Source organism: Helicobacter pylori (genome assembly GCF_900120335.1).
Lineage (GTDB): Bacteria > Campylobacterota > Campylobacteria > Campylobacterales > Helicobacteraceae > Helicobacter > Helicobacter pylori_BU.
On record NZ_LT635477.1, the window covers coordinates 762,656 to 788,940 of the forward strand.

The following is a 26,285-nucleotide window of genomic DNA, read 5'->3' on the forward strand; positions in this document are numbered from 1 at the left end:
GAGAGAGAGTTTAAAGAATTAAATGCCTTTTCTTTTGTAATGGCTTGCGGAGTAGAAAAAATCGCATGCTTCTCTATAATAATCTATAATTGCTAACCACTTGATGATGATTTAACTTTCGCCCCCATTTTTCTTAATTTCATGGCTCTCATTCTATTAATAATTTTTGTGTAGGATTAGGTTTGGTGAGTTTAGGGGTTCCCAAACCTACCCCTTGTAATTGAGCCATAAGGAGGAACGGTGGCTCACTCTCGCTATTTTATAAAGGTTTGAAACGCTATAATTGGTGCCGTCTCTGTGATGGTTAGGGAGTGTCCCAATGGCCTCTAACTCCCTTAATTTTTTCTCAAACTCTCATGCGATGGATTTTAAAGGCATGGTTTCTTTGCTAGCTTTTATTTATATAATCAATGGTTATTGTTGCTGCTAGCCTTATAATTTTGAAACCATGACGCAATAGCGCCTCTGCTCTCTAATATCTAGCTGTCTGTTATTTTCAGCCCTACATCGTTTCTACAAACAAATGCAAGCTATTTCAATTCCAAAGCTAAAAATTTTCCCGTGTAGCTTTGGGTTTTTTCGCAATTTTGTGCCACTTCTAAAGGCGTGCCGCTCGCAATGACCCTCCCACCCTTATCCCCCCCATCAGGCCCCATGTCTATAATGTAATCAGCGTTTTTGATAATGTCTAAATTATGCTCAATCACTAGCATGGAATTGCCTAACGCCACTAAAGAGTGCAAAACCTGTAAAAGGTGATTCACGTCTTCAAAATGCAAACCGGTGGTAGGCTCATCTAAAATATAAAGGGTTTTGCCTGTGTCTTTTTTACTCAATTCTTTAGCCAATTTGATCCTTTGAGCCTCCCCCCCGCTTAAAGTGGTAGCGTTTTGCCCTAAAGTGATATAGCCCAAGCCCACATCTATAAGCGTTTTTAACTTCACAGCGATTTTAGGGAATTTAGCAAAAAATTCATAAGCCTCTTCCACGCTCATGTTCAACACATCAGCAATGGATTTGCCTTTCACCTTGATTTCTAAAGTTTGGGGGTTATATTTAGCGCCCTTACAGCTATCGCATTGGACTAATACATCAGGCAAAAAGTGCATTTCTATTTTAATGTCCCCATCGCCTTGGCACTTCTCACACCGCCCCCCTTTCACATTAAAGCTAAAACGGCTCGCACTATAGCCTAAAATTTTAGCTTCTTTTTGCTCGGCAAATAAAATCCTGATTTCATCCATCACCCCTGTGTAAGTGGCAGGGTTGCTCCGTGGGGTTTTGCCTATGGGGGCTTGATCCAAATAAATCACTTTATCCAAATGCTCCAACCCTACAATCTCCACCCCATTCAAACTTTGAGCTTTTTTAGCATGGTTTAAAAGGGTTTGAGCGGTGGGTAAAAGGGTTTGTAAAATCAGCGAGCTTTTACCGCTCCCGCTCACCCCCGTAATGCACACCAATTGTTTTAAAGGGATTTGAACGCTCAAATTCTTAATGTTATTGATATTGACATTTTTAATTTCTAAAAAATGCTTTTCTTTAGGGAGTTCAAATTTGGGGCGCTCAATCTTTTTAGTGCCGTTGAGATATAAGGCGGTAGAATGGTTATTTTGCAATAAATCTTTCACGCTCCCGCTAAAAACCACTTCACCCCCATGCCTTCCAGCCTTTGGCCCAATATCCACAACAAAATCCGCATGCTTAATCGTCTCTTTATCATGCTCTACGACAATGAGCGTGTTCCCTTTTTTTTGTAAATTCCTAAGGGTGTTGATGAGTTTGAGCGTGTCTTTTTCATGCAAGCCAATGCTAGGCTCATCTAAAACATACAAAACCCCTGTCAAACCGCTCCCGATTTGACTAGCGATTCGTATCCTTTGGCTCTCCCCTCCGCTAATCGTTCGCGCATCCCTCCCTAAAGTCAAATACCCTAGCCCCACATCGTATAAAAAAAACACCCTTTCTAAAATCTCTTTTAAAATGGGTTCAGCGATCTTTTTTTCTTGCTCGTTAAGATAGCTAAAATGCGTGGGATCATTAAAAAAATGATAGACTTCTTCAATGGGCTTAGTTAAAAAATCCGCCATTTTCAAGCCAGCGACTTGGACGCTCAGACTGGAGGCTTTCAAACGATGCCCATTACACGAAGAACAGGTTTTTTCGCTCATGTAATCGCTCAAATCCTTTTGCTCTTTAAACATGTCATAAGCGATTTGGATAATGCCTTTCCAGGGGCGTTTCAAGGGGCTGTTTTTAAAATGAAAGCTGATTTCAGTGCCATTCCCATACAAAAGAGCGTCCTGTTGCTCTTTATTCAACTCGTTGAAACAAAGCGTGCTGTCAATGCCATTGTATTCGCAAAAGCCTTCAAACATTTGAGCGTAATAACTGCGGTTATACCCAAAAATCACTTTAATCGCCCCTTGTTTTAAAGGCGTGTTAGGATCTAAAATCTTACTAATATCTAAGCTAAATTTTGTCCCTAAACCCAAACAACTTTCGCACGCCCCTTTAGGCGAATTGAAGGAAAAACTCAAAGGCTCTAATTCTTCAAAACTCATCTTGCACTTAAAACATGCCTTATGCTCGCTGTAATGTTTCCTAATGCTTGGCGCGTTGTCTTGCAAGATTTCCACTTCTAATTCCCCATAACTTTCTTTAAGGGCTTTTTCTATTGCACTAGCGATCCGTGAAGCGTTTTCGCTATTGATAACCACCCTATCCACCACCGCTTCAATGGTGTGTTTTTTGGTTTTGTGCAAATGGATTTCTTCATCTAAACGCACCATCACCCCATCAACAAAAGCCCTCACATACCCCTTTAAACGCAAGCTCTCTAATTTATCGTTAAACGAACCTTTTTTATCTTTAATAATGGGAGCAAGAATAATGATTTTAGAATTTTCTTCTAAATGACAGATTTGAGAAATGATATCGCTCGCGCTCATAGAACTAATAGGCTCTAAACATGTGGGGCAAAATTGCTCCCCAACCCTTGCAAACAGCAACCTTAAATAATCATAAATTTCAGTGATCGTCCCCACAGTGGATCTAGGGTTTTTAGAAGTGGTTTTTTGATCAATAGCGATCGCTGGGGTTAGGCCTTCAATCTTATCCACATTAGGCTTACCCACTTTATCTAAAAATTGCCTCGCATAGCTGGACAAACTCTCTAAATAGCGCCTTTGGCCTTCAGCGTATAAAGTGTCAAACGCCAGAGTGGATTTACCCGAACCGCTCAATCCGGTAAAAACAACAAACTGGTTTTTAGGGATTTCTAAAAAGATATTTTTGAGATTGTTTTCCCTAGCCCCTTGAATAATGATCTTATCCATAATGGTTTTATGTTGCAAGAGTTTCCTTAAAATAAGAAAGTGGATTAAAAGGAGCTATTATACTTCAAAAAAGAATGGTTTTATTATCATTTCTTATTCATAAGAGTTAAAAATATTTGCTTGATTAAGGATAAACATGCTATTATTCTATGAGAAAATTTTAAAGATAGGAATGTAAAGGAATGGAATTTATGAAAAAGTTTGTAGCTTTAGGGCTTCTATCCGCAGTTTTAAGCTCTTCGTTGTTAGCCGAAGGCGATGGTGTTTATATAGGGACTAATTATCAGCTTGGACAAGCCCGTTTGAATAGCAATATTTATAATACAGGGGATTGCACAGGGAGTGTTGTAGGTTGCCCCCCAGGTCTTACCGCTAATAAGCATAACCCAGGAGGCACCAATATCAATTGGCACTCCAAATACGCTAATGGGGCTTTGAATGGTTTTGGGTTGAATGTGGGTTATAAGAAATTTTTCCAATTCAAGTCGCTAGATATGACAAGCAAGTGGTTTGGTTTTAGAGTGTATGGGCTTTTTGATTACGGGCATGCCGATTTAGGTAAGCAAGTTTATGCGCCTAATAAAATCCAGTTGGATATGGTCTCTTGGGGTGTGGGGAGCGATTTGTTAGCTGATATTATTGATAAGGACAACGCTTCTTTTGGTATTTTTGGTGGGGTCGCTATCGGCGGTAACACTTGGAAAAGCTCCGCAGCGAACTATTGGAAAGAGCAAATCATTGAAGCCAAAGGTCCTGATGTTTGTACCCCTACTTATTGTAACCCTAACGCCCCTTATAGCACCAACACTTCGACCGTTGCTTTTCAAGTATGGTTGAATTTTGGGGTGAGAGCCAATATCTACAAGCATAATGGCGTGGAATTTGGCGTGAGAGTGCCGCTACTCATCAATAAATTTTTGAGTGCGGGTCCTAACGCTACTAATCTTTATTACCATTTGAAACGGGATTATTCGCTTTATTTGGGGTATAACTACACTTTTTAAATAAAAGGGTATCTTTAAGCCCTTTTTAGTCTTTATGAAAAGGGTTTTAGTTTGAATTTTCACACCTTAAAAAGCTAAGATTAATTAAAAGAAACTTTTGAGCGTAACCAACAAAATCAATACCATTGAGTAGGCATTTGGAAAATTCATCTAAGGGTTTTAAGGGGATTGTTTGCAAGAAATAGAAAATCTGCACCAAAGCGTTTTGTTGCAAGAAGTCTTGCAGGCGTTCGCACCTTTAGAAGAAGGGATTTTGATTGATTGCACTTTAGGGTTAGGGGGGCATTCTAAAGCGATTCTATCCCAAAAACCGCACCTGAAACTCATTGGCATTGATAAAGATAAGTTCGCTCAAGAAATCGCTAAAGAACGATTGAAAGAATTTGAAGGGCGTTATCATCTCTTAAGCGGGGGTTTTGCCAAACGCTTTAAAGAAGCCCTAGAAATTCATGGCGAGCGAATCAAGGGGGTTTTAGTGGATTTAGGGGTGAGCTCCTTACAGCTTGATGATGACAATAGAGGGTTTAATTTCCACTCGCACACTCTAGATATGCGCATGGATTTGGAAAGCAAATTGAACGCTCAAAAAGTCATCAACTCTTATCCTGTAGTGGCGTTAGAAAAAATCTTTAGAGACTATGGCGAAATCAAGGAATACAAAAAAATCGCTCACAAAATCGTAGAGAGGCGCACTAAAAAACCCTTTAAAGACGCTAAGGATTTGAGCGAGTTTTTAAGCTCCCTTTCTAAAAATAAAAAAATCCACCCAGCGACTTTGGTGTTTCAAGCCGTTCGCATAGAAGTCAATAGCGAATTAGAAGAATTAAAAGAATTTTTACAATGCGCTAGAAACCTTAAGGGGGCGATTTTGTGCGTGATTTCTTTTCATTCTTTAGAAGACGCATTGGTGAAAAACGCTTTCAAAGATTACGCTAAAAATTGCATTTGCGATCCTTCAAGCTTCAAATGCGCTTGCTCTAATAATCACGCTTTAGGCAAAATTTTAACCAAAAAGCCCATCACTCCAAGCCCAGAAGAAATTAAAAACAACAGGCGTTCACGGAGCGCTAAAATGAGGGTGTTTCAATTCAAGCCATGAGTAAGTTATATGAGTAAGCCATGAATATCAAAACCCATTCTTCAAACGAAAAAGAACGCTTTGTGCGCATAGAAGAGGACGAAAAGAAAGAATTATTCGCTGGAACTGCAAATGAAAATCCGCATGGCCTTTCTTTAATGGCTTTAATAGGGGTATTGGTTTTTGGGGGCGCGTTTTTAGCCTTATTAGCGCCTAAAATTTATTTAAGCAATAATATCTATTATATTAGCCGTAAAATCAACACCCTAGAAGATCAAAAACGCCTGCTTTTAGAAGAACAACAAATCCTAAAAAACGAATTAGAAAAAGAGCGTTTTAAATACTACATAGAGAATAGTGAAAATATTGGCGATATTGCGTTTTAAATAAAACCCCCTATCCTTAAAAGAGTCTAATTAATGGTAAATCATTTTAAATTATTTTGACATAAAGACTTATTTTAAAATTTTGTTTCAATACGAAATTTTAATCCCTTATAAAAACTTTAAACTTCAAAAAAACAAACAAACAACCCCCTTAAATTGTATAATAAAAACACTTTAATCCAACAAAGGATAACCATGAGAAAACAATCCACTCCACTTTTGTTATTCAGGAAATAATATAGATGAGAAAAACGATTTCAGCGTTGTTTTTATCAGCGTGTATAGGGTTATCGTCTGTTCATGCAGATAACGCTTTGATTTTACAAACAGATTTTAGCCTAAAAGATGGGGCCGTCTCGGCGATGAAAGGCGTCGCTTTCAGCGTTGATTCCAATCTTAAAATCTTTGATTTAACGCACGAAATCCCTCCGTATAACATTTGGGAGAGTGCTTACCGCTTGTATCAAACCACTAGTTATTGGCCAAAAGGATCGGTATTTGTAAGCGTAGTTGATCCGGGCGTAGGCACTAATCGTAAATCGGTGGTGCTAAAAACTAAAAACGGCCAGTATTTCGTCTCGCCGGATAACGGCACGCTGACTTTGGTGGCGCAAACTTTGGGGATTGATAGCGTGCGTGAAATTGATGAAAAAACTAACCGCTTGAAAGGTTCTGAAAAATCCTATACTTTCCATGGCCGTGATGTGTATGCTTACACTGGGGCGCGTTTGGCTTCTGGGGCGATCACATTCGAGCAGGTGGGGCCTGAGCTTCCCCCAAAAGTCGTTGAAATTCCTTACCAAAAAGCGAAAGCCACAAAAGGGGAAGTGAAAGGCAATATCCCGATTTTGGATATTCAATATGGCAATGTTTGGAGCAATATCAGCGATAAATTACTCAATCAAGCAGGGATCAAACGAAACGATACAGTGTGTGTAACTATTTTTAAAAATTCCAAGAAACAATACGAAGAGAAAATGCCGTATGTCGCGAGCTTTGGCGATGTGCTAGAAGGCCAACCGTTAGTTTATTTAAACAGCTTGTTGAATGTTTCCGTGGCGCTGAATATGGATAATTTCGCGCAAAAACATCAAATCAAATCTGGCGCTGACTGGAATATTGATATAAAGAAGTGCACTAAATAAGGCGCTTTTTAGAAAATTAAGGGGTTATAAGGGGGGTTAGATATTTTTACCTACCAAACTTTGATTAACACAGCCTAATTAATGCTAAATTGGCCCTAAAACGAACGCTTGTTGTTAAAAATTTGTTTCAAATATGAAATACTAATCCCTTGTAAAAACTTTAAATTGTGAAAAATAAACAAACCATTCCCTTAAATTGTATAATAAAGGCGCTATAAATTAAAAAGAGATAACCATGAGAAAATTATTCATCCCACTTTTATTATTCAGCGCTTTAGAAGCGAATGAGAAAAATGGCTTTTTCATAGAAGCCGGGTTTGAAACCGGATTACTAGAAGGCACGCAAACGCAAGAAAAAAGACACACCACTACAAAAAACACTTACGCGACTTATAGTTATTTACCCACAGATAGCGTTTTAAAAAGAGCGGCTAATTTATTCACAGACGCTAAATCCATATCACAATTAAACTTTTCATCTTTATCTCCTGTTAAAGTGTTGTATATTGGTGGTAAATTAACTATAGAAAACTTCCTACCTTATAATCTAAGCAATGTTAAACTGAGTTTTACAGACGCTCAAGGCAATGCGATCGATCTAGGGGTGATAGAGACTATCCCCAAACACTCTAAGATTGTTTTACCCGGGGAGGCGTTTGATAGCCTAAAAGAGGCGTTTGATAAAATTGGTCCCTATACTTTCTTTCTTCCAAAATTTGAAGCCACTAGCACTTCTATTTCTGACGCTAACACGCAAAGGGTGTTTGAAACGCTCAATAACATTAAAACAAATCTTATAATGAAATATAGTAATGAAAATCCAAGCAATTTCAACACTTGTCCTTACAATAATAATGGTAATACAAAAAATGATTGTTGGCAAAATTTCACCCCGCAAACCGCAGAAGAATTCACCAATTTGATGTTGAACATGATCGCTGTCTTAGACTCCCAATCTTGGGGCGATGCGGTTTTAAACGCTCCTTTTGAATTCACTAACAGCTCAACAGATTGCGATAACGATCCTTCAAAATGCGTAAATCCCGGAGTAAATGGGCGTGTTGATACTAAAGTCGATCAACAATATATACTCAACAAACAAGGTATTATTAATAATTTTAGAAAAAAAATAGAAATTGATGCGGTTGTTTTAAAAAATTCAGGGGTTGTAGGGTTAGCTAATGGATATGGTAATGATGGTGAATATGGCACATTAGGGGTAGAAGCCTATGCCTTAGAACCCCAAAAACTCTTTGGCAATGACCTTAAAACCATCAATTTAGAAGATTTAAGAACCATTTTGCATGAATTCAGCCACACTAAGGGCTATGGGCATAATGGGAATATGACTTACCAAAGAGTGCCAACCGGTCAAAATGAAAATGGCAAGCCAAAAGATTCTGATGGCCTCCCTTATAACGTGTGTTCGCTTTATGGGGGTTCTAATCAGCCCGCTTTCCCTAGCAACTACCCTAATTCCATCTATCACAATTGCGCGGATGTCCCCGCTGGGTTTCTAGGGGTAACGGCAGCGGTTTGGCAGCAGCTTATTAATCAAAACGCTTTGCCGATCAACTACGCTAATTTGAGCGCTCAAAAGAACTACAATTTAAACGCTAGTTTGAACACGCAAGATTTAGCCAATTCCATGCTCAGCACCATTCAAAAAACCTTTGTCACTTCTAGCGTTACCAACCACTATTTTTCAAGCGCTTCGCAAAGTTTTAGAAGCCCTATTTTAGGGGTTAATGCTAAAATAGGCTATCAAAATTACTTTAATGATTTCATAGGGTTGGCTTATTATGGCATTGTGAAATACAACTATTCTAAAGCCCTTAATCAAAAAGTCCAGCAATTGAGCTATGGTGGGGGGATAGATTTGTTACTGGATTTCATCACCACTTACTCCAATAAAAATAGCCCTATAGGCGTTCAAACCAAAAGGAACTTTTCATCATCTTTTGGTATCTTTGGGGGGTTAAGGGGCTTGTATAACAGCTATTATGTACTCAATAAAGTCAAAGGGAGCGGTAATTTGGATGTGGCTACTGGGTTGAATTACCGCTATAAGCATTCTAAATATTCTGTAGGGATTAGCATCCCTTTGATCCAAAGAAAAGCTAGCGTCGTTTCTAGTGGTAGCGATTACACCAACTCTTTTGTTTTTAATGAAGGGGCTAGCCATTTTAAGGTGTTTTTCAATTACGGGTGGGTGTTTTAGGGTGAGGAAGAAATTGATAAAAATAACATTTTTTTAAATAAAAGCCTTATTTTTGTCTTTTTTTCGTATAATAAGATTTAAGTTAGTATTGATAGTGATTCTCTAAGATTTTTTAATCTTGTGCGATAAAATCAACGCTTCTTAATAAGCTCATAGTTTTAAACATTCAAAATAGTATAAAAAGGAAAGTCATGTATGCGGCTCATCCTGTTAAACCCCTAAAAACCCCTAAACTCAAACCTCAATTTTTAAGGCGTGTGTTTGTGGGCGCGTCCATTAGGCGCTGGAATGACCAAGCATGCCCTTTGGAATTTGTGGAATTAGACAAACAAGCCCATAAAGCGATGATTGCGTATCTGCTCGCTAAAGATTTAAAAGATAGGGGTAAAGATTTAGATTTAGATCTTTTAATCAAGTTCTTTTGCTTTGAGTTTTTGGAACGCTTGGTTTTAACCGATATTAAACCCCCTATTTTTTACGCCCTCCAACAAACGCACAGCCAAGAATTAGCCTCCTATGTCGCGCAAAGTTTGCAAGATGAGATCAGCGCGTATTTTTCTTTAGAGGAATTAAAAGAGTATTTAAGCCACAGACCCCAAATTTTAGAAACTCAAATTTTAGAGAGCGCGCATTTTTATGCGTCCAAATGGGAGTTTGATATTATTTATCATTTTAACCCCAACATGTATGGCGTGAAAGAAATTAAAGAAAAAATTGATAAGCAACTCCACAATAACGAGCATTTGTTTGAAGGGCTTTTTGGGGAAAAAGAAGATCTGAAAAAATTGGTGAGCATGTTTGGGCAGTTGCGTTTCCAAAAGCGCTGGAGCCAGACCCCAAGAGTGCCGCAAACCAGCGTTTTAGGGCATACCTTATGCGTGGCGATTATGGGGTATTTATTGAGCTTTGATTTAAAAGCTTGTAAAAGCATGCGGATCAATCATTTTTTGGGCGGGCTTTTCCATGATTTACCCGAGATTTTAACCCGAGACATTATCACGCCCATCAAACAAAGCGTTGCAGGGCTTGATCATTGCATTAAAGAAATTGAAAAAAAGGAAATGCAAAACAAAGTCTATTCTTTTGTGTCTTTGGGCGTTCAAGAAGATTTGAAATACTTCACCGAAAACGAGTTTAAAAACCGCTACAAAGACAAGTCTCATCAAATCGTTTTCACTAAAGACGCTGAAGAATTGTTCGTGCTTTATAACAGCGATGAGTATTTTGGGGTTTGTGGGGAGCTTTTGAAGGTGTGCGATCATTTGAGCGCGTTTTTAGAGGCTCAAATCTCTATTTCTCATGGCATTTCTAGCTACGATTTAATCCAAGGAGCTAAAAACCTTTTAGAATTGCGATCCCAAACGGAATTACTTGATTTGGATTTAGGGAAATTGTTTAGGGATTTTAAGTAATGGACTATAAAGAATTACTAGAATTTAACGATTACGCTATGGATTTGACTATTCGCATGGCTCATCATACACCGCTATTGAAAACAATCCTTTGAGCCTTGCTGAAACCATAAGTATTTTAACCACCGAATACATTCCTAGAGAAATGCCCCAAAGAGCCTTCTTTGAAGTGAAAAACTATCAAAACATGCTCTTCTTTCTGTTAGAAAACCTGAATAAAAGACAAAGCATGGATAGTTTTTTTATAAGGGAGTTGCATGGGATTTTAATGAATTTTTTACTCCCTAATAAGAGGGGGCTTTCAAAACGACTGATAATACCATTTTAGGAGCTAGTTTTGAAACGATCCCCCATTTTCAAGCGCCTATGGCTATGAAAGAATGGTGCGATAACCTCAATTATAAGATGAAGACCTTACAAGATAAAGAAGAAAAACTAAAAGCCATTTTAGAACAACACATTTTATTTGAAAGGATACACCCTTTTAGCGATGGTAATGGTAGGGTGGGCAGAATGCTAATCTTTTATAGCGCTTTAGAGCAAAACTTAATACCATTTGTGATCACCAAAGAACAAAAAGAGGCTTACATTAAGGCTTTAGACACGCACAATACAGAAAGCTTATACCAACTCGCTAAAGTATCCCAAGAGTTTGAACTCACACGCATACAAGGGCAAATGGTATTAAATAAGAATAAGCCCTAAAATTATATTTTTCAAGCACGCATCAAATAGAGCCTTTTCCTCTCGCTTGAAGAAGCGATGTTGAGCAGTTGGCGGTATTTGGTGATCGTTCTTCTTACCATTTTCAAATGGAATTTTTCTTCAATGAGTTCTAAAATCTTAGCGTCGCTCAAAGGCTCTTTTTTATCTTCATTTTTGATCAATTCTAAAAGATAGTCTTTAATCACAGCGTTTGAAGTCTCGCTATTGTCTAAGGCGATGCTAAAGAAATGCTTAATGGGGAAAACCCCCCTTTCGCATGCCAAATATTTATTAGAAATGGCCCTTGAAATCGTGCTTACAGAGTGGTTAAACTCATTGGCTAAATCCAATAATTTTAAAGGGCGTAATTCCTTACCCTTAAAAAAATCGTATTGGTATTCTAAAAGCATCAGACCGATTTTATAAATCGTGGCTTTTCTCAAATTTAACGCGTCAATCAAATCTTTGGCTTCTTTCAATTTTTCTTTCAAATAATCGCTATTCTTAAAGCGATTTTCTTCTAAACTGATCGTCGGGTAGCTCTCATCGTTCAAACGCACGATGATTTCATTATCCACTTCTAAAATAAAAAGCTCAGGAATGACTTCTATTTCTTTTTCTAAAAACTCAATGGCTGGGGGGTTTTTAAAGGATTTTAAAATCTTTAAAGCCTTTTCATAATAAAAATCTTTAGAAAATTCATGGTGTTTTTCTAAATTTAAAATGATCTTTCGCACTTCTTCATAAAGCTCGTTATTGTCTAATTCCCTACCCTCTAACTGGAATAAAAAGCTCTCTTTCACGTCTTTAGCGCCAATGCCAGCGGGATTAAGGTAACTAAAACGCTTGCGCACTTTTTCATAAACTTCGCTCTCTACCCCTAAAATTTTAGCCCTTTCTTCAATGTTTTCTTCAAAATACCCTTCACTATCCAGTCCGCTGATAATATCCATAGCGATTTTTTGAGAGGTTTCAGTGGGAAAGAGAGGGGGAATGATTTGAGCTTCTAAGGTTTCAAAAAGGCTTTTAGAAGCGGTTGCGAAATTTTCTAAATGATCGCTGCTCTTTTTAGGATTAAAGCGATCGCTAAAATTTTTGATGCGTTTGTTTTCAATTTTGATTAAGGGGTTATCTAAAGCGTTTTGTTTCAACACTTCTTCTAAATCTTCAAGCTCGCTTTGTAAAATGGGTAGCCACCCTTTTAAGGTAGCGTTTAATTTGTTTTTAGGGCTAAGGTTTGCGCGTAAGATCGCCATGTCTATACCTTAAAATTTTCCCCTAAATAATACTTGCGCACCAAAGCGTTTTCATAAATTTCATTAGCGTTCCCGCTCGCTAAAAGCGTACCGCTTTTAATCACATACGCCCTGTGGCACACGCTCAAAGTCTCTCGCACATTGTGATCAGTGATCAACACGCCGATGTTTAATCCAATCAAGCTTTCAATGATTCTTTGAATGTCAATCACCGCAATCGGATCCACGCCCGCAAAAGGCTCATCTAATAGCACGAATTTAGGGTTTTTCATTAAAGCCCTAGCGATTTCTACGCGCCTTCTTTCTCCCCCACTCAAGCTCATGCCCTTGCGCTCCCTTATGGCTTGAATATTAAAAGCGTCTAGCAAGCTTTCCATTTTTTCTTCGCTCTCTTTAGAGTTTTTAAAAGTGCTCTCCCCTGCTAGGGCTAGATTCTCTTCCACGCTCAATTCTTTAAAAATACTGGATTCTTGGGGCAAGTAGCCTATGCCCAAGTTAGAGCGCTTGTGTAAGGGGTATTTAGCTAAATTCACATCGTTTAAATAAACGCTCCCCCCACTAGGCTCTAAAAGCCCGCATATCATATAAAAGGTGGTGGTTTTACCCGCCCCATTAGGTCCTAAAAGCCCCACCACTTCGCCGCTTTTCACTTCTAAAGAAACGTCTGAAACGATTTTGGTTTTTTTAATCTGTTTGTTTAAATGCTCTGCTTTTAAAATATCCATTCAAGCGACCCTTTAAGCGATCTTTATCGTATAAAAACGGCTGGTTGGTTCGGTTTTGATTTCCACAACCTTAATAGCTAAATCGTATTTTTTTAAAATTTTTTCTAATTTTTCATCACCCCATTCCACAAAATGGATCCCCTTTTCTAACAAGCACTCCAACATGCCAAGCTCCAAGCAAGCCTTTAAATCGCGCATGTAAAAATCGTAATGGAACACGCTCTCGCTATAAGCATGCATCAAGCTAAAGGTGGGCGAAGTCGCTTGAATGTCTAAACCCAAATGTTTCAAGCACGCTTGAACTAAGGTCGTTTTACCGCTCCCCACAACGCCCTTTAAAAGCACCACCCCCTTAAAATCATCTTTTAAAATTGCAGCCGCCACTTTGTCTAATTCGTCTAAATTCGCCCTCATAACAATTCCACGCTTTTGATTTCAAACTCGCTCTTAATTTCTTCAATCAGCTCAGAGTGGTTAGCCATAAATTCTTGCAACGCTGTTGGGGCTTCTTTGGGTTGGGTTTCTTTAGTCTCTTTAGTGTCGTTTTCTTTCGTTTGAAGCGCTTTTCCAACCGCTTCTTTTTCATTTTCTTTCGTTTCAGCCGTCGTTTCGGTGGTTGGTTTAGGCTTTAAAGGGGGGAATTTAAACTCTTTAACCTCTTTAGTTTCTTCTGGAGCACTTTTATTTTCCAAATGATTTTTTAAAGCGATTTTGATATTTTCGCCCTTGCCAAAAACCCCATCAACGATACCTTTCACGATTTTAAATCGTTCTCTTAAAAGCTCTTTATCCTTATCAGCGGCTAAAGACTCCCAAGTCAAGGTTTTAGTCTGGCTGTCAAAATCAATGAAACGGATATTTTTTTCAAACACCGCCCCTAACTCGTAGTTGCGCTCATAAACCAATGTTTGAACTTGTTTGAAGAGGTTGTGAAAAATGCGATCTTTAGCTGAAAGCATGGGAGTTTGCGGGGTTTCTGTGTTCTCTCTTTTTTCTGTTCTCTCTATTCTTTCTGCTTGTTCTATTCTTTCTGTGCCTTTAAATTCTTGTTTAGGGGCGTTATAACTTATGCTAGGGCTTTGATTGAAAGGGGCTTGCTCTAATTCTACAATCGCATCGTCTAGGGCTTTGAGTTTTAAAGCTTCTTTGAATTTCATTTTCAATAACAACAGCACAAAACTAGCATTTGCCCCTTCTTTTAAAAGGCTGAGACTGCTCATAATGATTTTAAAAAAGCGCTCTATCAAAAGAATGGAATAAGTATCAGGGCTTAACAATTTCGCTTTCAAAAAAAGCATCATTTCTTCTAAAACGCCCTCGGTTTCATAATTTTCTAAAATGGCATAACGCTCTTGCAATCGCGCTTCATCTTGGTTGATTAGGCTTTGAAAAAAATCTTCTAAAACGCTCCTATCAATCGCCCCTAACATTTCAGCCACTTTGCTTTCTGTGATAGCGTTATCGCAATAATTGATGGCTTGCTCTAAAAGAGTGATCGTATCCCTCAAACTCCCTTGCCCGCTGTGAGCGAGTTTTTCTAACGCGCTACTTTCATAACTCACCTGTTCTTTTTCTAAAATGGTTTTTAAATGAGAAATAACGGAATTTTCAGGGATTTTTTTAAACCTGAAATGCTGGGTGCGGCTGAGTATGGTAGCGGGCAATTTCAAGGCGTCCGTTGTCGCTAAAAGGAATTTCACATGGCTAGGAGGTTCTTCTAAAGTCTTTAAAAGCGCGTTAAACGCTTCGGTAGTGAACATATGCACTTCGTCAATGATAAAGATTTTATAGCGCCCAAAGCTTGGTTTGTAGCGCGTTTGCTCTATGAGATTACGGACATCATCAATCCCCCTATTAGACGCCCCATCCATTTCTATAATATCTATGTGGTGGTTGTTTAAAGCGCTCTGGCATTGGATGCAAGTATCGCAAGGCACAGCCTTTGGCCCTATTTCGCACATTAAAGCCCTAGCAAAAATCCTAGAAGAGCTGGTTTTACCCGAACCCCTTAACCCGCTGAATAAATAAGCGTTAGCCAAACGCTGGTTGTCTAGGGCTAAAGAAAGCGTTTTAGCCACGCTCTCTTGCCCGACTAGCTCGCTAAAATGTTTGGGGCGGTATTTTAACGCTAAAACTTGCATATTGATTGTAATCCTTAAAACTCATTTAGGGGTATTGTAATGCAAAATGACTTAAAACTAGCCCCTTTTTAGGTTTTGCTCAATAACGCTAAAAAATCCCTGAATAAAGTAACGCTGAGCGTTCCCATGATAGCGGTTACAAAGAGATTCACCCCCATAAAGATTTTTTGGTTGTTCAAAAGTTTAGAGCCATAGCGTAAGGACATGACGCATAGGAGTAAAAGCCAAGAAAAAGCCGCCGATAAAGTGCCAGCTAGAAAAACAAATTTTTGCGCTAAATTAAAAGACATAGCGCTCGCGCCAATTAAAAACACCATTTCCAGATACACTTGAGGGTTAAGTAAAGTAACGCCTAAAGTGAATAATAAGGTCTTTTTTAAGGATAGTTTTTTAGGGGTTTGGACTTGCTTTTTTTTAAAGGTTTGAAAAAGGGTTTTTAAAGCTAAAAAAGCGTAAAATCCGGTAAAAACCGCCCCAAATAGATTTAAGAATAAGCTCAAATAAAGGTTTTTAGCGAAATAAGCCCCCACGCCAAACACGCCCATGCTCATCAACACAATATCGCACATAAAACACAAAGCGCAAATCAAAAGCACATAGTTCCTAGCCATGCCTCTTTCCACAATAAACAAGGATTGTGCCCCCACCGCCGCACACAAAGAAATCGCCAAACCAAAACCTTCTATAAAAACCACAAACATCTTGCTTAAATCCTTTCACTCAAAATAAGCCAAAAACTACTAACGCCATACAAACCAATCATTCAAAATGGTATTTTAAAATTTTAGGGTTTAAAACGACCTTTATAAATTAAAAGTTAAATGATGACACAATGGCTATATAAAATTAAAACCCCATTTTTACTATTCTTAGCGGTGTTTGAGAATAAATTAAAATTAACATGGTAGAATGCCAAAATTTGCTGTCGTCATGCGGCAAAAATTTAGACAACAAGGAATTGGGAATGAGAAGGAGTTTGGCTTTTTGCCTATTAGCTTTGCTTGGATTACAGGTTTTAGGCGCTAGAGACTTTTCGCAACTCAAAGATAAGGAGCTTTTGGAATTAGCTGGCACTCTGCCTTCTAATGAAGCGATCGATTATCGCATGGAAGTGTCTAAACGCCTTAAAGCTTTAAAAGCTGAAGACGCTAAGAAATTCCGTGCGAATTTCAGCCGGATCGCTAGGAAGAATCTTTCCAAAATGAGTGAAGAGGATTTCAAAAAAATGCGTGAAGAAGTGCGTAAAGAATTAGAAGAAAAAACCAAAGGTTTGAGCGATGAAGAAATTAAGGCAAAAGGGCTTAATGTGAGCGTTTGCAGTGGCGATACGAGAAAAGTTTGGTGTAGGGCTGTTAAGAAAAAAGACGAACATTGTTCTCCTAAGTGAGATAAAATTTAATTTAAAAGGAAAAATATGAAAAAAGCGTTGAAAATACTTTCTGTTAGCGCGTTGTTATTTGTGGCGTTAAACGCTAAAGATTTTAGCAAAACGAGCGATGAAGATTTGGCTAAAATGGCTGGCATTGTCGCTCCGCAAGATATTGTGGATTACACAAAAGAGTTGAAAATGCGCATGGAAAAGATGCCTAAAGACAAGAGGAAGGCGTTCCATAAGCAATTGCATGAGTATGCAACTAAAAACACAGACAGCATGACCGTGGCGGATTTTGAAGCCCGCCAAAAAGCCGTTAAAGAAGCGCTTAAAAAAGGCAATATGGAAGACATGGATGATGATTTTGGGTTGAGATCATGCAAGCATGGGAAAATGCACAAACACCATAAACATGGTGGTCATGACAAACATGGCAAAGGGCATGACAAAGAACAAGGCAAAAAAGACCACGATCATGATGATCATGGCGAAAATGAGAAATAAAGCTTAAACCACACCACTTTTTCTATCAAAGCTTCAAATTCTTTAAGCAGAAATCCTAAACGCTTTTAGCGTTTGGGATAAATGCGTTCTGTTAAGCGTTATCAAAATTCTGTTCTCATTAAATATTGCTTATAAAATTCAAAAGATAGTTTCATTATTACAAAAATTAACACTCCAAAGATAAATAGGTTAAAATACTCCAAAATCTTTTTTTTTTTTTTTGAAATCCAATCAATTTATAGTAAAATTAGGTTCATTGTAAATATATTATCACTTCATGATATTCTTACAACAAAAACATTACTTTAAGGAACACTTTTATGAAAAAGACAATTTTACTCTCTCTCTCTCTCTCGCTTGCGGTACCATCGCTCCACGCTGAAGACAACGGCTTTTTTGTGAGCGCCGGCTATCAAATCGGCGAAGCGGTGCAAATGGTCAAAAACACCGGCGAATTGAAAAATTTGAACGACAAATACGAGCAATTGAGCCAGTATTTGAGCCAAGTGGCTTCGTTGAAGCAAAGCATTCAAAACGCCAACAACATTGAGCTGGTCAATAGCTCTTTAAACGATTTGAAAAGCTTCACCAACAACAACTACAACAGCACCACCCAATCGCCCATCTTCAACGCCGTGCAAGCCGTTATCACTTCGGTATTGGGTTTTTGGAGTCTTTATGCGGGGAACTACCTCACTTTCTTTGTGGGTAGTGGGAGTCACGCCTCTAGTGTCCAGGGTAACCCTCCTTTTTCAACGATTGTCAAAAACTGCTCAGGAATTGAAAACTGCGCGATGAGTGAAACCACTTATAATGAGATGAAAAAGCTCGCTGAAAGCCTCCAAGCGGCCCAACAAAACGCTACCACTAAAGGCAACAATCTTTGCGCTTTATCCGGGTGTGCTGCAACAGACTCAACATCAAACACACCAAACTCAACCGTAAGCAACGCTCTTAACTTAGCGCAAAAGCTTATGGATTTGATCGCAAACACTAAGACCGCTATGATGTGGAAAAATATCGTCATCAGTGGCGTTTCAAACGCATCCGGTGCTATCACATCCACTAATTACCCAACGCAATACGCGGTGTTTAACAACATCAAGGCGATGATACCTATCTTGCAACAAGCGGTTACGCTTTCTCAAAGCAACCACACCCTATCCACTCAGTTGCAAGCTCAAGCCACAGGGACTCAAACAAACCCTAATTTCGCTAAAGACATTTACACTTTCGCTCAAAACCAAAAGCAAATCATCTCTTACGCCAAAGACATTTTCAACCTCTTTAGTTCTATCCCTAAAGACCAACTTAAGTATTTGGAGAACGCTTACTTGAAAGTGCCGCATTTGGGTAAAACCCCTACTAACCCTTACAGACAGAATGTGAATTTGAATAAAGAAATTAATGCGGTTCAAAACAATGTAGCTAATTATGGCAATCGGATTGATTCAGCTTTAAGCGTGGCTAGAGATGTTTATAATTTAAAATCCAATCAAGCAAACATTGTAACAGCCTATAGCAACGCTAAGAATTTGAGCCAAGAGATTTCTAAACTCCCCTATAACCAAGTCAATACAAAAGACATTATCACACTGCCTTACGATAAAAACGCTCCGGCAGCAGGCCAATACAACTACCAAATCAACCCAGAGCAGCAATCCAACCTTTCTCAAGCTTTAGCGGCGATGAGCAATAACCCCTTTAAAAAAGTGGGCATGATCAGCTCTCAAAACAATAACGGCGCTTTGAACGGGCTTGGCGTGCAAGTGGGTTATAAGCAATTCTTTGGCGAAAGCAAAAGATGGGGGTTAAGGTATTATGGATTCTTTGATTACAACCACGGCTACATCAAATCCAGCTTTTTTAACTCGTCTTCTGATGTATGGACTTATGGCGGTGGGAGCGATTTGTTAGTGAATATTATCAACGATAGCATCACAAGAAAGAACAACAAGCTTTCTGTGGGTCTTTTTGGTGGTATCCAACTAGCAGGGACTACATGGCTTAATTCTCAATACATGAATTTAACGGCGTTCAATAACCCTTATAGCGCGAAAGTCAATACTTCCAATTTCCAATTCTTGTTCAATTTGGGTTTGAGAACCAATCTCGCTACAGCTAAGAAAAAAGACAGCGAGCATTCCGCGCAACATGGCATTGAACTAGGCATTAAAATCCCCACCATTAACACGAATTACTATTCTTTTTTAGGCACTAAGCTAGAATACCGAAGGCTTTATAGCGTGTATCTCAATTATGTGTTTGCTTATTAAAAAATCTCCTTTTTAAAATAGGGGGAGCTTCATCAAATCTATTTTGATAGTTATCAATATTTGATGAAAATAAAGTCAAAAACAAAATAAACCAAATCACCCAATTATCTTTAATAATTGGGTGATCTAAGAGAATCGTTCAATACTCTTCAAACATTTCTTGGATTTTTTCTTTATTGTTTGTTTTAGTTAAAGCGAGTTGTAAAAGCACTCTGGCTTTTTGAGGGTTTAAATTGTCGCTTGTGATAAAGCCATAAGCCTTGTCATCAATCTCGCCTGAAGTAACCTCACCGCTGCCTACCCTGCTAGAACGAACGATAACCACCCCCATTTGGCTCGCTTCTTGCATCGCTTTTAAAAACCCAGCGCTCACATTCCCGTTACCCACCCCGGCTATCACAACGCCTTTTGCATGCGATTTCAGGCTCGCTTGGAATAAATTGGGGGTCATGCCAGCATGCGTGTAAATAATATCCACTTTAGGCAAGGGGGTTTTTAGCTCTAAAATAGAAAATTCGCTCTCTGTCGTGTGTTTTCTTAAAGGTTGCATGTAATAACGCACTTTGCCATAATACACGCTCCCTATCGCGCCGCTGTTTAAGGCTTTAAAGGTGGAAGTGTGGGTGGTGTGCGTTTTAACTACCTCTCTAGCGCTAAAAATAGTATCGTCCATGACCACTAGCACGCCCTTATTCGCGCTTTTTTCATTAACCGCTACGCTCACAGCGTTATATAAATTCAAAGCCCCATCCGCGCTCAAAGAAGAAGCGTTACGCATCGCTCCCACTAGCACGACCGGTTTTGTGGAGCGTAAAACCAAATTTAAAAAATACGCGCTCTCTTCTAAAGTGTCCGTGCCATGCGTGATGACCACGCCTTGAATGCGGCTATCGTCTAGCAACTCTTGGGCGCGTTTGGCGAGCTTGAACCATATTTCTTCATTCATGTCTTGTGAGCCGATGTTAGAAATCTGCTCCCCTTGAATGCGAGCGATCTTGTTGAGACTGGGGATAGCCTTCAAAAGCTCTTTGACACCCAACTCACCGCTCTTATAACTACCCAAGCTCGCATCAACGCCACTCCCTGCAATCGTCCCCCCTGTCGCTAATAAAGCAATGGTGGGTAAATTTTGAGCCATGACTTGCCCCTTCAAACAAAATAAGAGAATCAAAAATTTCAAAAACACTCTCATTATAGACTACCTTTTGAAATTTAAAAGATTTTATAGTATAGTAAATCATTGTTAAAATAAATTTAAAAAGGGTTAATGGTGGATGCCTTTTTTCAAATTATCGTGTTACTTTTTTCGCTTTTTTTAGGGGCAAGGCTAGGGGGCTTGGGAGTGGGCTATGTGGGGGGTTTGGGCGTGCTTATTTTGTGCTTATTTTTGGGGCTAAATCCGGGCAAAATCCCTTTTGATGTGATTTTAATCATCATGGCAGTCATTAGCGCTATCAGCGCGATGCAAAAGGCGGGGGGCTTAGATTGTTTAGTCCAAATCGCTGAAAAAATTTTAAGGAAACACCCCAAGCAAATCAACTACCTCGCGCCAAGCGTGGCGTATTTTTTAACGATACTAGCCGGCACCGGGCATACGGTTTTTTCTTTGATCCCGGTGATTGTGGAAGTGAGTCAGAGCCAAAACATCAAACCTAAAGCGCCCTTAAGCTTGGCGGTTGTTTCTAGTCAAGTCGCTATTACCGCAAGCCCGGTGAGCGCGGCGGTGGTGTTTATGAGCGGTATTTTAGAGCCTTTAGGGGCAAATTACCTCACCCTTTTAATGGTTTGGATCCCTACGACTTTTTTAGCATGCATGCTCACGGCATTTGTGATGAGTTTCACTAATTTAAAGTTAGACAGCGACCCAAATTATTTAGAACGCTTGAAAGCGGGCAAAATTTCGCCCCCTATGATGAAAAAAGAAAAAGAAACCTCAAAAAGCGCGAAATTATCGTTATGGATTTTTATCGGTGGGGTTGTAGCGATCGTTTTTTATGCGAGCGCGATTTCTAAAAATATCGCTTTGATTAGCCCGGTGGTTTTAGGCAGAGATCAAGCGATCGTGTCTTTCATGTTGAGCGTGGCGACTCTCATTGCGCTTTTTTGTAAGATCAACGCTAATGAAATCGCTCATTCAAGCGTGTTTAAATCCGGCATGCAAGCGTGCGTGTGCGTGTTAGGCGTGGCGTGGTTAGGCGATACTTTTGTGAGCAATCATATAGATGAAATCAAGCGGTACGCTTCGTTTTTGATCGCTGATTACCCGTTTTTATTAGCCGTAGCGCTCTTTTTGGCTTCCATGCTTTTGTATTCGCAGGCTGCCACCTCTAAAGCGCTCATCCCAAGCGTGATCACCGCCTTAGGCATTAGCGCTAATCATACCGAGCATTTGTATATTATCGTGGCTTCGTTTGCGAGCGTTTCGGCGTTGTTTGTGTTACCCACTTACCCCACTTTACTGGGAGCGATCGCTATGGATCATACCGGCACCACCAAAATGGGCCGTTATGTGTTTGATCATGCGTTTTTGATCCCTGGGGTTTTAGTCGTGTTTTTGAGCGTGGCGTTAGGGTTTGTTGTCGCGCCACTAGTTTTGTAGCTTTCATCATCAACGATAAAAAGCTTGACGATTTTTCTAAACCCCACTTAAAAAAGAGGGTTTAAACCATTAATAAGCAAACACATAATTGAGATACACGCTATAAAGCCTTCGGTATTCTAGCTTAGTGCCTAAAAAAGAATAGTAATTCGTGTTAATGGTGGGGATTTTAATGCCTAGTTCAATGCCATGTTGCGCGGAATGCTCGCTGTCTTTTTTCTTAGCTGTAGCGAGATTGGTTCTCAAACCCAAATTGAACAAGAATTGGAAATTGGAAGTATTGACTTTCGCGCTATAAGGGTTATTGAACGCCGTTAAATTCATGTATTGAGAATTAAGCCATGTAGTCCCTGCTAGTTGGATACCACCAAAAAGACCCACAGAAAGCTTGTTGTTCTTTCTTGTGATGCTATCGTTGATAATATTCACTAACAAATCGCTCCCACCGCCATAAGTCCATACATCAGAAGACGAGTTAAAAAAGCTGGATTTGATGTAGCCGTGGTTGTAATCAAAGAATCCATAATACCTTAACCCCCATCTTTTGCTTTCGCCAAAGAATTGCTTATAACCCACTTGCACGCCAAGCCCGTTCAAAGCGCCGTTATTGTTTTGAGAGCTGATCATGCCCACTTTTTTAAAGGGGTTATTGCTCATCGCCGCTAAAGCTTGAGAAAGGTTGGATTGCTGCTCTGGGTTGATTTGGTAGTTGTATTGGCCTGCTGCCGGAGCGTTTTTATCGTAAGGCAGTGTGATAATGTCTTTTGTATTGACTTGGTTATAGGGGAGTTTAGAAATCTCTTGGCTCAAATTCTTAGCGTTGCTATAGGCTGTTACAATGTTTGCTTGATTGGATTTTAAATTATAAACATCTCTAGCCACGCTTAAAGCTGAATCAATCCGATTGCCATAATTAGCTACATTGTTTTGAACCGCATTAATTTCTTTATTCAAATTCACATTCTGTCTGTAAGGGTTAGTAGGGGTTTTACCCAAATGCGGCACTTTCAAGTAAGCGTTCTCCAAATACTTAAGTTGGTCTTTAGGAATGGAATTAAAGAGATTGAAGATATTTGAAGCGTTAGAAAGGATTTGCTTTTGGTTTTGGGCGAAAGCGTAAATGTCTTTAGCAAATTCACGATTTTTTTGAGATCCCATAGCTTGAGCTTGCAACTGAGTGGATAGGGTGTGGTTGCTCTGAGTTAGTTTGAGCGCTTCTTGCAAGTAAGGTAGCATCGCTTTGATGTTGTTAAACACCGCATAGTCGGTTACAGGACCAGTGGATGTGATAGCGCCACCGGATACGTTTGAAACACCTGCGATGACGATATTTTTCCACACCATAGAAACCTTGGCTTGTTCGATCAAGTCCATAAGCTTTTGCGCGGTTTCAAGAGCTGCAGTTATGGAAGTTTTGTTTCCACTTGATTGATTGCTAGAGCATTGTTCTGATAAGGCACAGAGATTGCCTTGAGCTTTTTGGAGGTTTTCGGCAAGCGCTTTCATTTTATCATAAGTTTCTCGGCTCATAAAACATTTTTGTAATCCTGTGCAGTTCCCATCTTGATTGATTCTTCCAAGAGGAGAATTAGATCCATCTTTCAAATCGTTCACAAAAAAACTGAGAGCGTTCCCTGCATAAAGACTCCAAAAAGCCAATACCGAAGTGATAACGGCTTGCGTGGTGTTGTAGATGGGCGATGTTTCTTTGTTTGTGTAGTTGTTACTCGCAAAGCTTTTCAAATCGTTTAAAGAGCTATTGACCAGCTCAATGTTGTTGGCGTTTTGAATGCTTTGCTTCAACGAAGCCACTTGGCTCAAATACTGGCTCAATTGCTCGTATTTGTCGTTCAAATTTTTCAATTCGCCGGTGTTTTTGACCATTTGCACCGCTTCGCCGATTTGATAGCCGGCGCTCACAAAAAAGCCGTTGTCTTCAGCGTGGAGCGATGGTACCGCAAGCGAGAGAGAGAGAGAGAGTAAAATTGTCTTTTTCATAAAAGTGTTCCTTAAAGTAATGTTTTTGTTGTAAGAATATCATGAAGTGATAATATATTTACAATGAACCTAATTTTACTATAAATTGATTGGATTTCAAAAAAAAAAAAAAAAAAGATTTTGGAGTATTTTAACCTATTTATCTTTGGAGTGTTAATTTTTGTAATAATGAAACTATCTTTTGAATTTTATAAGCAATATTTAATGAGAACGAAGCCACACTAAAACAGAAACGCATAGCTCACAAAAACTTCTTTATTCCTAAAAACGCTGAAGTTTTGTCGGATCGTTTGTTGCTGCCACACATTGTTAAAGCCGAAGTTTTTCCAATTTTGCGCGCTCAAGCTGTAATAAGGGATTTTAAGCCCCACATTGAAGCGGTTGTGTTTGCCTATATACAAAGAGCCTCCAAAATTCACAAAAAACCCCCCACCTGCGGCAAAAAATTTATCGTCTTGTTGCGTGTTTTGATTTTGATAACTAGGACTCCACAAGATTGCGTATTCCACCCCACCCCCACCAAACACGCCTATTTTAAAAAACAGCATTTTTTCTGTTTTTAAAGCGAGTTTTAAAAGGGTGTCTATAGGGAGATTGACAAACACATTCACGTTCAAACCAAACGCCATGAAATGCCCGTTATTGAAAAGGAAATCTTGGGGGTTTGGGGTTTTTTGTAAAACTAAAGGGCCTTGAGCGTTTGAAATAGGATCGTAGGTTTTAATCGCGCTTGGGTTATAATTCGCTTGGGATAAAAGGGTGTTACCCCCCACTTTTTGGCCTAATTGCGCTTTAGCGTATTCTACATCCCCCCACACCCTTAAGCCTAAAATATGGTATTTATCAAAAGCTATTTCATCGCCTATTTGCCCGGTATAAGACAAATTTTTACCCCCCTTATAATGGGCTTCTAATTTCTCACCATAACACACGCTGCTAGGGCAAGTGGGGTTGTCTTTATAGGCTTGTTGCCACATGCTTGTGCGCGTGCTAGCCCCTGTGCCTAGCCTAAAACCCAAATAAATGTGGTTTTTCGTTTTAAAAAAAGGCGTTTTTTCAGCCGCATTGCCCCACAAAACCCCCAAACTGGCTAAAAAAATGAACGCTTTCAAACGCTTTTTTGATTCAATTCTACCCATAATGGCACTTCACTTTGTAACATTTCTTGATTAAAAAATTCCTCTATGCTCTCTCGCATGCTCTTTATTTCTGTAAGGGTATTGACACAATTACGAAACGCGCTCGCTTGCATTTTGCCCTTAGCGTAAGCATGCAAATTTTTCCTGAACATGATCACCCCCCTATTCCCATAAAACTCCACCATTTTATCAAAATGTTCTAAAACCAGATCTTTTTTCACGACTGCGGGTAATTCGGTGGTGTTGTTTCTGATTTGCCAAAATATCCATGGGGCTCTTAAGGCTGCTCGCCCTATCATTAGCCCATCAGCCTGCGTGATTTGCAAAACTTCAAAGGCCTTTTTCACGCTGTCAATTTCGCCATTGGCTATCACCGGCTTTTTTAAAATCCCTTTCATTAAAGCGATGCTTTCATAATCTATTTTGTCTTTTTGGTATTTGTCGCTTCGTGTCCTCCCATGCACCACCACATAATCCACCGGCGCATCATTTAAGGCATGAGCGATTTCTTTAGGGATTTTCTTTTCAAAACCTAAACGCACTTTCACGCTTGTGATCTTTTTATTGGTGTTTTCTCTAATCACTTTTAAAAGCTTCACCAAGTGGTTTAAATCCTTCAATAGCCCGCTACCATTACCATGATTAGCCACTTTAGGGGCAGGACAACCGCAATTAAAATCAATCCCGCTCACATGATCTAAAGCGTTGATTTTCTCCACCGCTTCTTTGACTACGCCCTCTTTAGAGCCTGAAATTTGCGCCATGAAATGATCTTCTAAAGGGGATTTTTCCAACATTTTAGAAGTTTTATCAAACGCATACACTAACGAATGCGAACTCACCATTTCGCTAGTGGTAACGTCCACGCCAAATTTTTTCACCACGCTTCTAAAAGGCAAATCCGTATAGCCTGCTAGAGGGGCCAGAAAAAGCCATTTTTTATTTTTAAAGTCCATCCGCTCTCATATCAAAGTTTTTGCTGTATT

Annotated in this window: 20 protein-coding genes and 1 pseudogene; 11 read left to right on the top strand and 10 right to left on the bottom strand. The window is 39.3% G+C overall.

Features of this window, described 5'->3' with window-relative positions; all coding sequences use genetic code 11:
- Window positions 1-530: 530 nt before the first annotated feature.
- The gene (gene uvrA / locus CS889_RS03705) at window positions 531-3,356 is read right to left on the bottom strand and encodes an excinuclease ABC subunit UvrA (protein ID WP_172825106.1); all 2,826 of its coding nucleotides are present in this window, start codon (window positions 3,354-3,356) and stop codon (window positions 531-533) included.
- A gap of 164 nt (window positions 3,357-3,520) precedes the next feature.
- Here uvrA and hopE point away from each other — a divergent pair, with 164 nt between their 5' ends.
- The 7 genes and pseudogenes from hopE (at window position 3,521) to CS889_RS08455 (ending at window position 11,289) form a co-directional block, all read left to right on the top strand.
- On the top strand, window positions 3,521-4,342 hold the full coding sequence (gene hopE, locus CS889_RS03710) for a Hop family outer membrane protein HopE (protein WP_000395382.1): 822 nt from the start codon (window positions 3,521-3,523) through the stop codon (window positions 4,340-4,342).
- Between the two features lie 172 nt (window positions 4,343-4,514).
- Window positions 4,515-5,441 (top strand): 16S rRNA (cytosine(1402)-N(4))-methyltransferase RsmH, encoded by a 927-nt coding sequence (gene rsmH / locus CS889_RS03715; RefSeq protein ID WP_089086874.1) that lies wholly within the window; start codon window positions 4,515-4,517, stop codon window positions 5,439-5,441.
- A gap of 20 nt (window positions 5,442-5,461) precedes the next feature.
- Complete coding sequence (locus CS889_RS03720) at window positions 5,462-5,806, top strand: hypothetical protein (RefSeq protein WP_003015692.1); 345 nt, start codon at window positions 5,462-5,464, stop codon at window positions 5,804-5,806.
- A gap of 242 nt (window positions 5,807-6,048) precedes the next feature.
- A complete protein-coding gene (locus CS889_RS03725; RefSeq protein ID WP_089086875.1) occupies window positions 6,049-6,951 on the top strand; it encodes an SAM hydrolase/SAM-dependent halogenase family protein in 903 nt (300 codons plus the stop codon).
- A 235-nt stretch (window positions 6,952-7,186) separates the two neighbouring features.
- Window positions 7,187-9,172: a porin family protein gene (locus CS889_RS03730; RefSeq protein ID WP_089086876.1), complete on the top strand. Its 1,986-nt coding sequence runs from the start codon at window positions 7,187-7,189 to the stop codon at window positions 9,170-9,172.
- 191 nt (window positions 9,173-9,363) lie between these two features.
- Window positions 9,364-10,584 carry an HD domain-containing protein gene (locus CS889_RS03735; RefSeq protein WP_089086877.1) on the top strand — a complete coding sequence of 407 codons (1,221 nt, stop codon included), beginning with the start codon at window positions 9,364-9,366 and terminating at the stop codon, window positions 10,582-10,584.
- Window positions 10,584-11,289, top strand: a pseudogene (locus tag CS889_RS08455) (Fic family protein). Before CS889_RS03735 ends, CS889_RS08455 begins: the two are co-directional and overlap by 1 nt.
- Window positions 11,290-11,300: 11 nt before the next feature.
- Here the strand turns inward: CS889_RS08455 and CS889_RS03750 are convergent.
- From CS889_RS03750 to CS889_RS03770, 5 genes are all read right to left on the bottom strand, one after another.
- Complete coding sequence (locus tag CS889_RS03750; RefSeq protein ID WP_089086879.1) at window positions 11,301-12,545, bottom strand: RNA polymerase factor sigma-54; 1,245 nt, start codon at window positions 12,543-12,545, stop codon at window positions 11,301-11,303.
- A gap of 2 nt (window positions 12,546-12,547) precedes the next feature.
- Window positions 12,548-13,270, bottom strand: coding sequence for an LPS export ABC transporter ATP-binding protein (gene lptB, locus CS889_RS03755; protein ID WP_000353244.1), 723 nt, complete (start codon window positions 13,268-13,270; stop codon window positions 12,548-12,550).
- Window positions 13,271-13,282: 12 nt separating this feature from the next.
- Window positions 13,283-13,684: a tRNA (adenosine(37)-N6)-threonylcarbamoyltransferase complex ATPase subunit type 1 TsaE gene (tsaE, locus tag CS889_RS03760; RefSeq protein WP_001202503.1), complete on the bottom strand. Its 402-nt coding sequence runs from the start codon at window positions 13,682-13,684 to the stop codon at window positions 13,283-13,285.
- The gene (locus tag CS889_RS03765; protein WP_089086880.1) at window positions 13,681-15,411 is read right to left on the bottom strand and encodes a DNA polymerase III subunit gamma/tau; all 1,731 of its coding nucleotides are present in this window, start codon (window positions 15,409-15,411) and stop codon (window positions 13,681-13,683) included. The genes tsaE and CS889_RS03765 overlap by 4 nt, the downstream gene beginning before the upstream one ends.
- A gap of 68 nt (window positions 15,412-15,479) precedes the next feature.
- Window positions 15,480-16,112, bottom strand: a complete 633-nt coding sequence (locus CS889_RS03770) for a LysE family transporter (RefSeq protein ID WP_089086881.1) — start codon at window positions 16,110-16,112, stop codon at window positions 15,480-15,482.
- Between the two features lie 263 nt (window positions 16,113-16,375).
- On the opposite strand from CS889_RS03770, the gene CS889_RS03775 reads away from it, so the two are divergent.
- The 3 genes from CS889_RS03775 (at window position 16,376) to sabA (CS889_RS03785) (ending at window position 19,563) form a co-directional block, all read left to right on the top strand.
- Window positions 16,376-16,798 carry a DUF1104 domain-containing protein gene (locus tag CS889_RS03775; RefSeq protein WP_001254627.1) on the top strand — a complete coding sequence of 141 codons (423 nt, stop codon included), beginning with the start codon at window positions 16,376-16,378 and terminating at the stop codon, window positions 16,796-16,798.
- A 27-nt stretch (window positions 16,799-16,825) separates the two neighbouring features.
- A complete protein-coding gene (locus CS889_RS03780) occupies window positions 16,826-17,287 on the top strand; it encodes a sialic acid-binding protein (RefSeq protein ID WP_089086882.1) in 462 nt (153 codons plus the stop codon).
- Between the two features lie 320 nt (window positions 17,288-17,607).
- The gene (sabA, locus tag CS889_RS03785; protein WP_099167467.1) at window positions 17,608-19,563 is read left to right on the top strand and encodes a Hop family adhesin SabA/HopD; all 1,956 of its coding nucleotides are present in this window, start codon (window positions 17,608-17,610) and stop codon (window positions 19,561-19,563) included.
- A gap of 139 nt (window positions 19,564-19,702) precedes the next feature.
- Here sabA (CS889_RS03785) and CS889_RS03790 read toward each other — a convergent pair whose 3' ends face one another.
- Complete coding sequence (locus tag CS889_RS03790; protein ID WP_089086884.1) at window positions 19,703-20,755, bottom strand: asparaginase; 1,053 nt, start codon at window positions 20,753-20,755, stop codon at window positions 19,703-19,705.
- A 75-nt stretch (window positions 20,756-20,830) separates the two neighbouring features.
- Here CS889_RS03790 and CS889_RS03795 point away from each other — a divergent pair, with 75 nt between their 5' ends.
- Window positions 20,831-22,162, top strand: coding sequence for an anaerobic C4-dicarboxylate transporter (locus CS889_RS03795; RefSeq protein WP_089086885.1), 1,332 nt, complete (start codon window positions 20,831-20,833; stop codon window positions 22,160-22,162).
- Between the two features lie 69 nt (window positions 22,163-22,231).
- Here the strand turns inward: CS889_RS03795 and sabA (CS889_RS03800) are convergent, their stop codons facing one another.
- The 3 genes from sabA (CS889_RS03800) to CS889_RS03810 form a co-directional block, all read right to left on the bottom strand.
- On the bottom strand, window positions 22,232-24,160 hold the full coding sequence (gene sabA / locus CS889_RS03800; RefSeq protein ID WP_099169090.1) for a Hop family adhesin SabA/HopD: 1,929 nt from the start codon (window positions 24,158-24,160) through the stop codon (window positions 22,232-22,234).
- A gap of 221 nt (window positions 24,161-24,381) precedes the next feature.
- Window positions 24,382-25,299, bottom strand: coding sequence for an outer membrane beta-barrel protein (locus CS889_RS03805; protein WP_089086887.1), 918 nt, complete (start codon window positions 25,297-25,299; stop codon window positions 24,382-24,384).
- Window positions 25,269-26,255 carry a tRNA dihydrouridine synthase gene (locus tag CS889_RS03810; protein WP_089086888.1) on the bottom strand — a complete coding sequence of 329 codons (987 nt, stop codon included), beginning with the start codon at window positions 26,253-26,255 and terminating at the stop codon, window positions 25,269-25,271. Before CS889_RS03810 ends, CS889_RS03805 begins: the two co-directional genes overlap by 31 nt.
- Window positions 26,256-26,285: the final 30 nt, after the last annotated feature.

Excerpts from the sequence above, each read along its gene's own strand:
- CS889_RS03805 (WP_089086887.1), bottom strand. The coding sequence starts at position 25,299 with ATGGGTAGAATTGAATCAAAAAAGCGTTTGAAAGCGTTCATTTTTTTA.
- CS889_RS03780 (WP_089086882.1), top strand. The coding sequence starts at position 16,826 with ATGAAAAAAGCGTTGAAAATACTTTCTGTTAGCGCGTTGTTATTTGTG.
- CS889_RS03795 (WP_089086885.1), top strand. The coding sequence starts at position 20,831 with ATGGTGGATGCCTTTTTTCAAATTATCGTGTTACTTTTTTCGCTTTTT.
- sabA (WP_099167467.1), top strand. The coding sequence starts at position 17,608 with ATGAAAAAGACAATTTTACTCTCTCTCTCTCTCTCGCTTGCGGTACCA.
- CS889_RS03790 (WP_089086884.1), bottom strand. The coding sequence starts at position 20,755 with ATGAGAGTGTTTTTGAAATTTTTGATTCTCTTATTTTGTTTGAAGGGG.
- CS889_RS03720 (WP_003015692.1), top strand. The coding sequence starts at position 5,462 with ATGAATATCAAAACCCATTCTTCAAACGAAAAAGAACGCTTTGTGCGC.
- hopE (WP_000395382.1), top strand. The coding sequence starts at position 3,521 with ATGGAATTTATGAAAAAGTTTGTAGCTTTAGGGCTTCTATCCGCAGTT.
- tsaE (WP_001202503.1), bottom strand. The coding sequence starts at position 13,684 with ATGAGGGCGAATTTAGACGAATTAGACAAAGTGGCGGCTGCAATTTTA.
- sabA (WP_099169090.1), bottom strand. The coding sequence starts at position 24,160 with ATGAAAAAGACAATTTTACTCTCTCTCTCTCTCTCGCTTGCGGTACCA.
- CS889_RS03725 (WP_089086875.1), top strand. The coding sequence starts at position 6,049 with ATGAGAAAAACGATTTCAGCGTTGTTTTTATCAGCGTGTATAGGGTTA.
- CS889_RS03810 (WP_089086888.1), bottom strand. The coding sequence starts at position 26,255 with ATGGACTTTAAAAATAAAAAATGGCTTTTTCTGGCCCCTCTAGCAGGC.
- CS889_RS03730 (WP_089086876.1), top strand. The coding sequence starts at position 7,187 with ATGAGAAAATTATTCATCCCACTTTTATTATTCAGCGCTTTAGAAGCG.
- lptB (WP_000353244.1), bottom strand. The coding sequence starts at position 13,270 with ATGGATATTTTAAAAGCAGAGCATTTAAACAAACAGATTAAAAAAACC.
- CS889_RS03735 (WP_089086877.1), top strand. The coding sequence starts at position 9,364 with ATGTATGCGGCTCATCCTGTTAAACCCCTAAAAACCCCTAAACTCAAA.
- CS889_RS03750 (WP_089086879.1), bottom strand. The coding sequence starts at position 12,545 with ATGGCGATCTTACGCGCAAACCTTAGCCCTAAAAACAAATTAAACGCT.
- CS889_RS03765 (WP_089086880.1), bottom strand. The coding sequence starts at position 15,411 with ATGCAAGTTTTAGCGTTAAAATACCGCCCCAAACATTTTAGCGAGCTA.
- CS889_RS03775 (WP_001254627.1), top strand. The coding sequence starts at position 16,376 with ATGAGAAGGAGTTTGGCTTTTTGCCTATTAGCTTTGCTTGGATTACAG.
- CS889_RS03770 (WP_089086881.1), bottom strand. The coding sequence starts at position 16,112 with ATGTTTGTGGTTTTTATAGAAGGTTTTGGTTTGGCGATTTCTTTGTGT.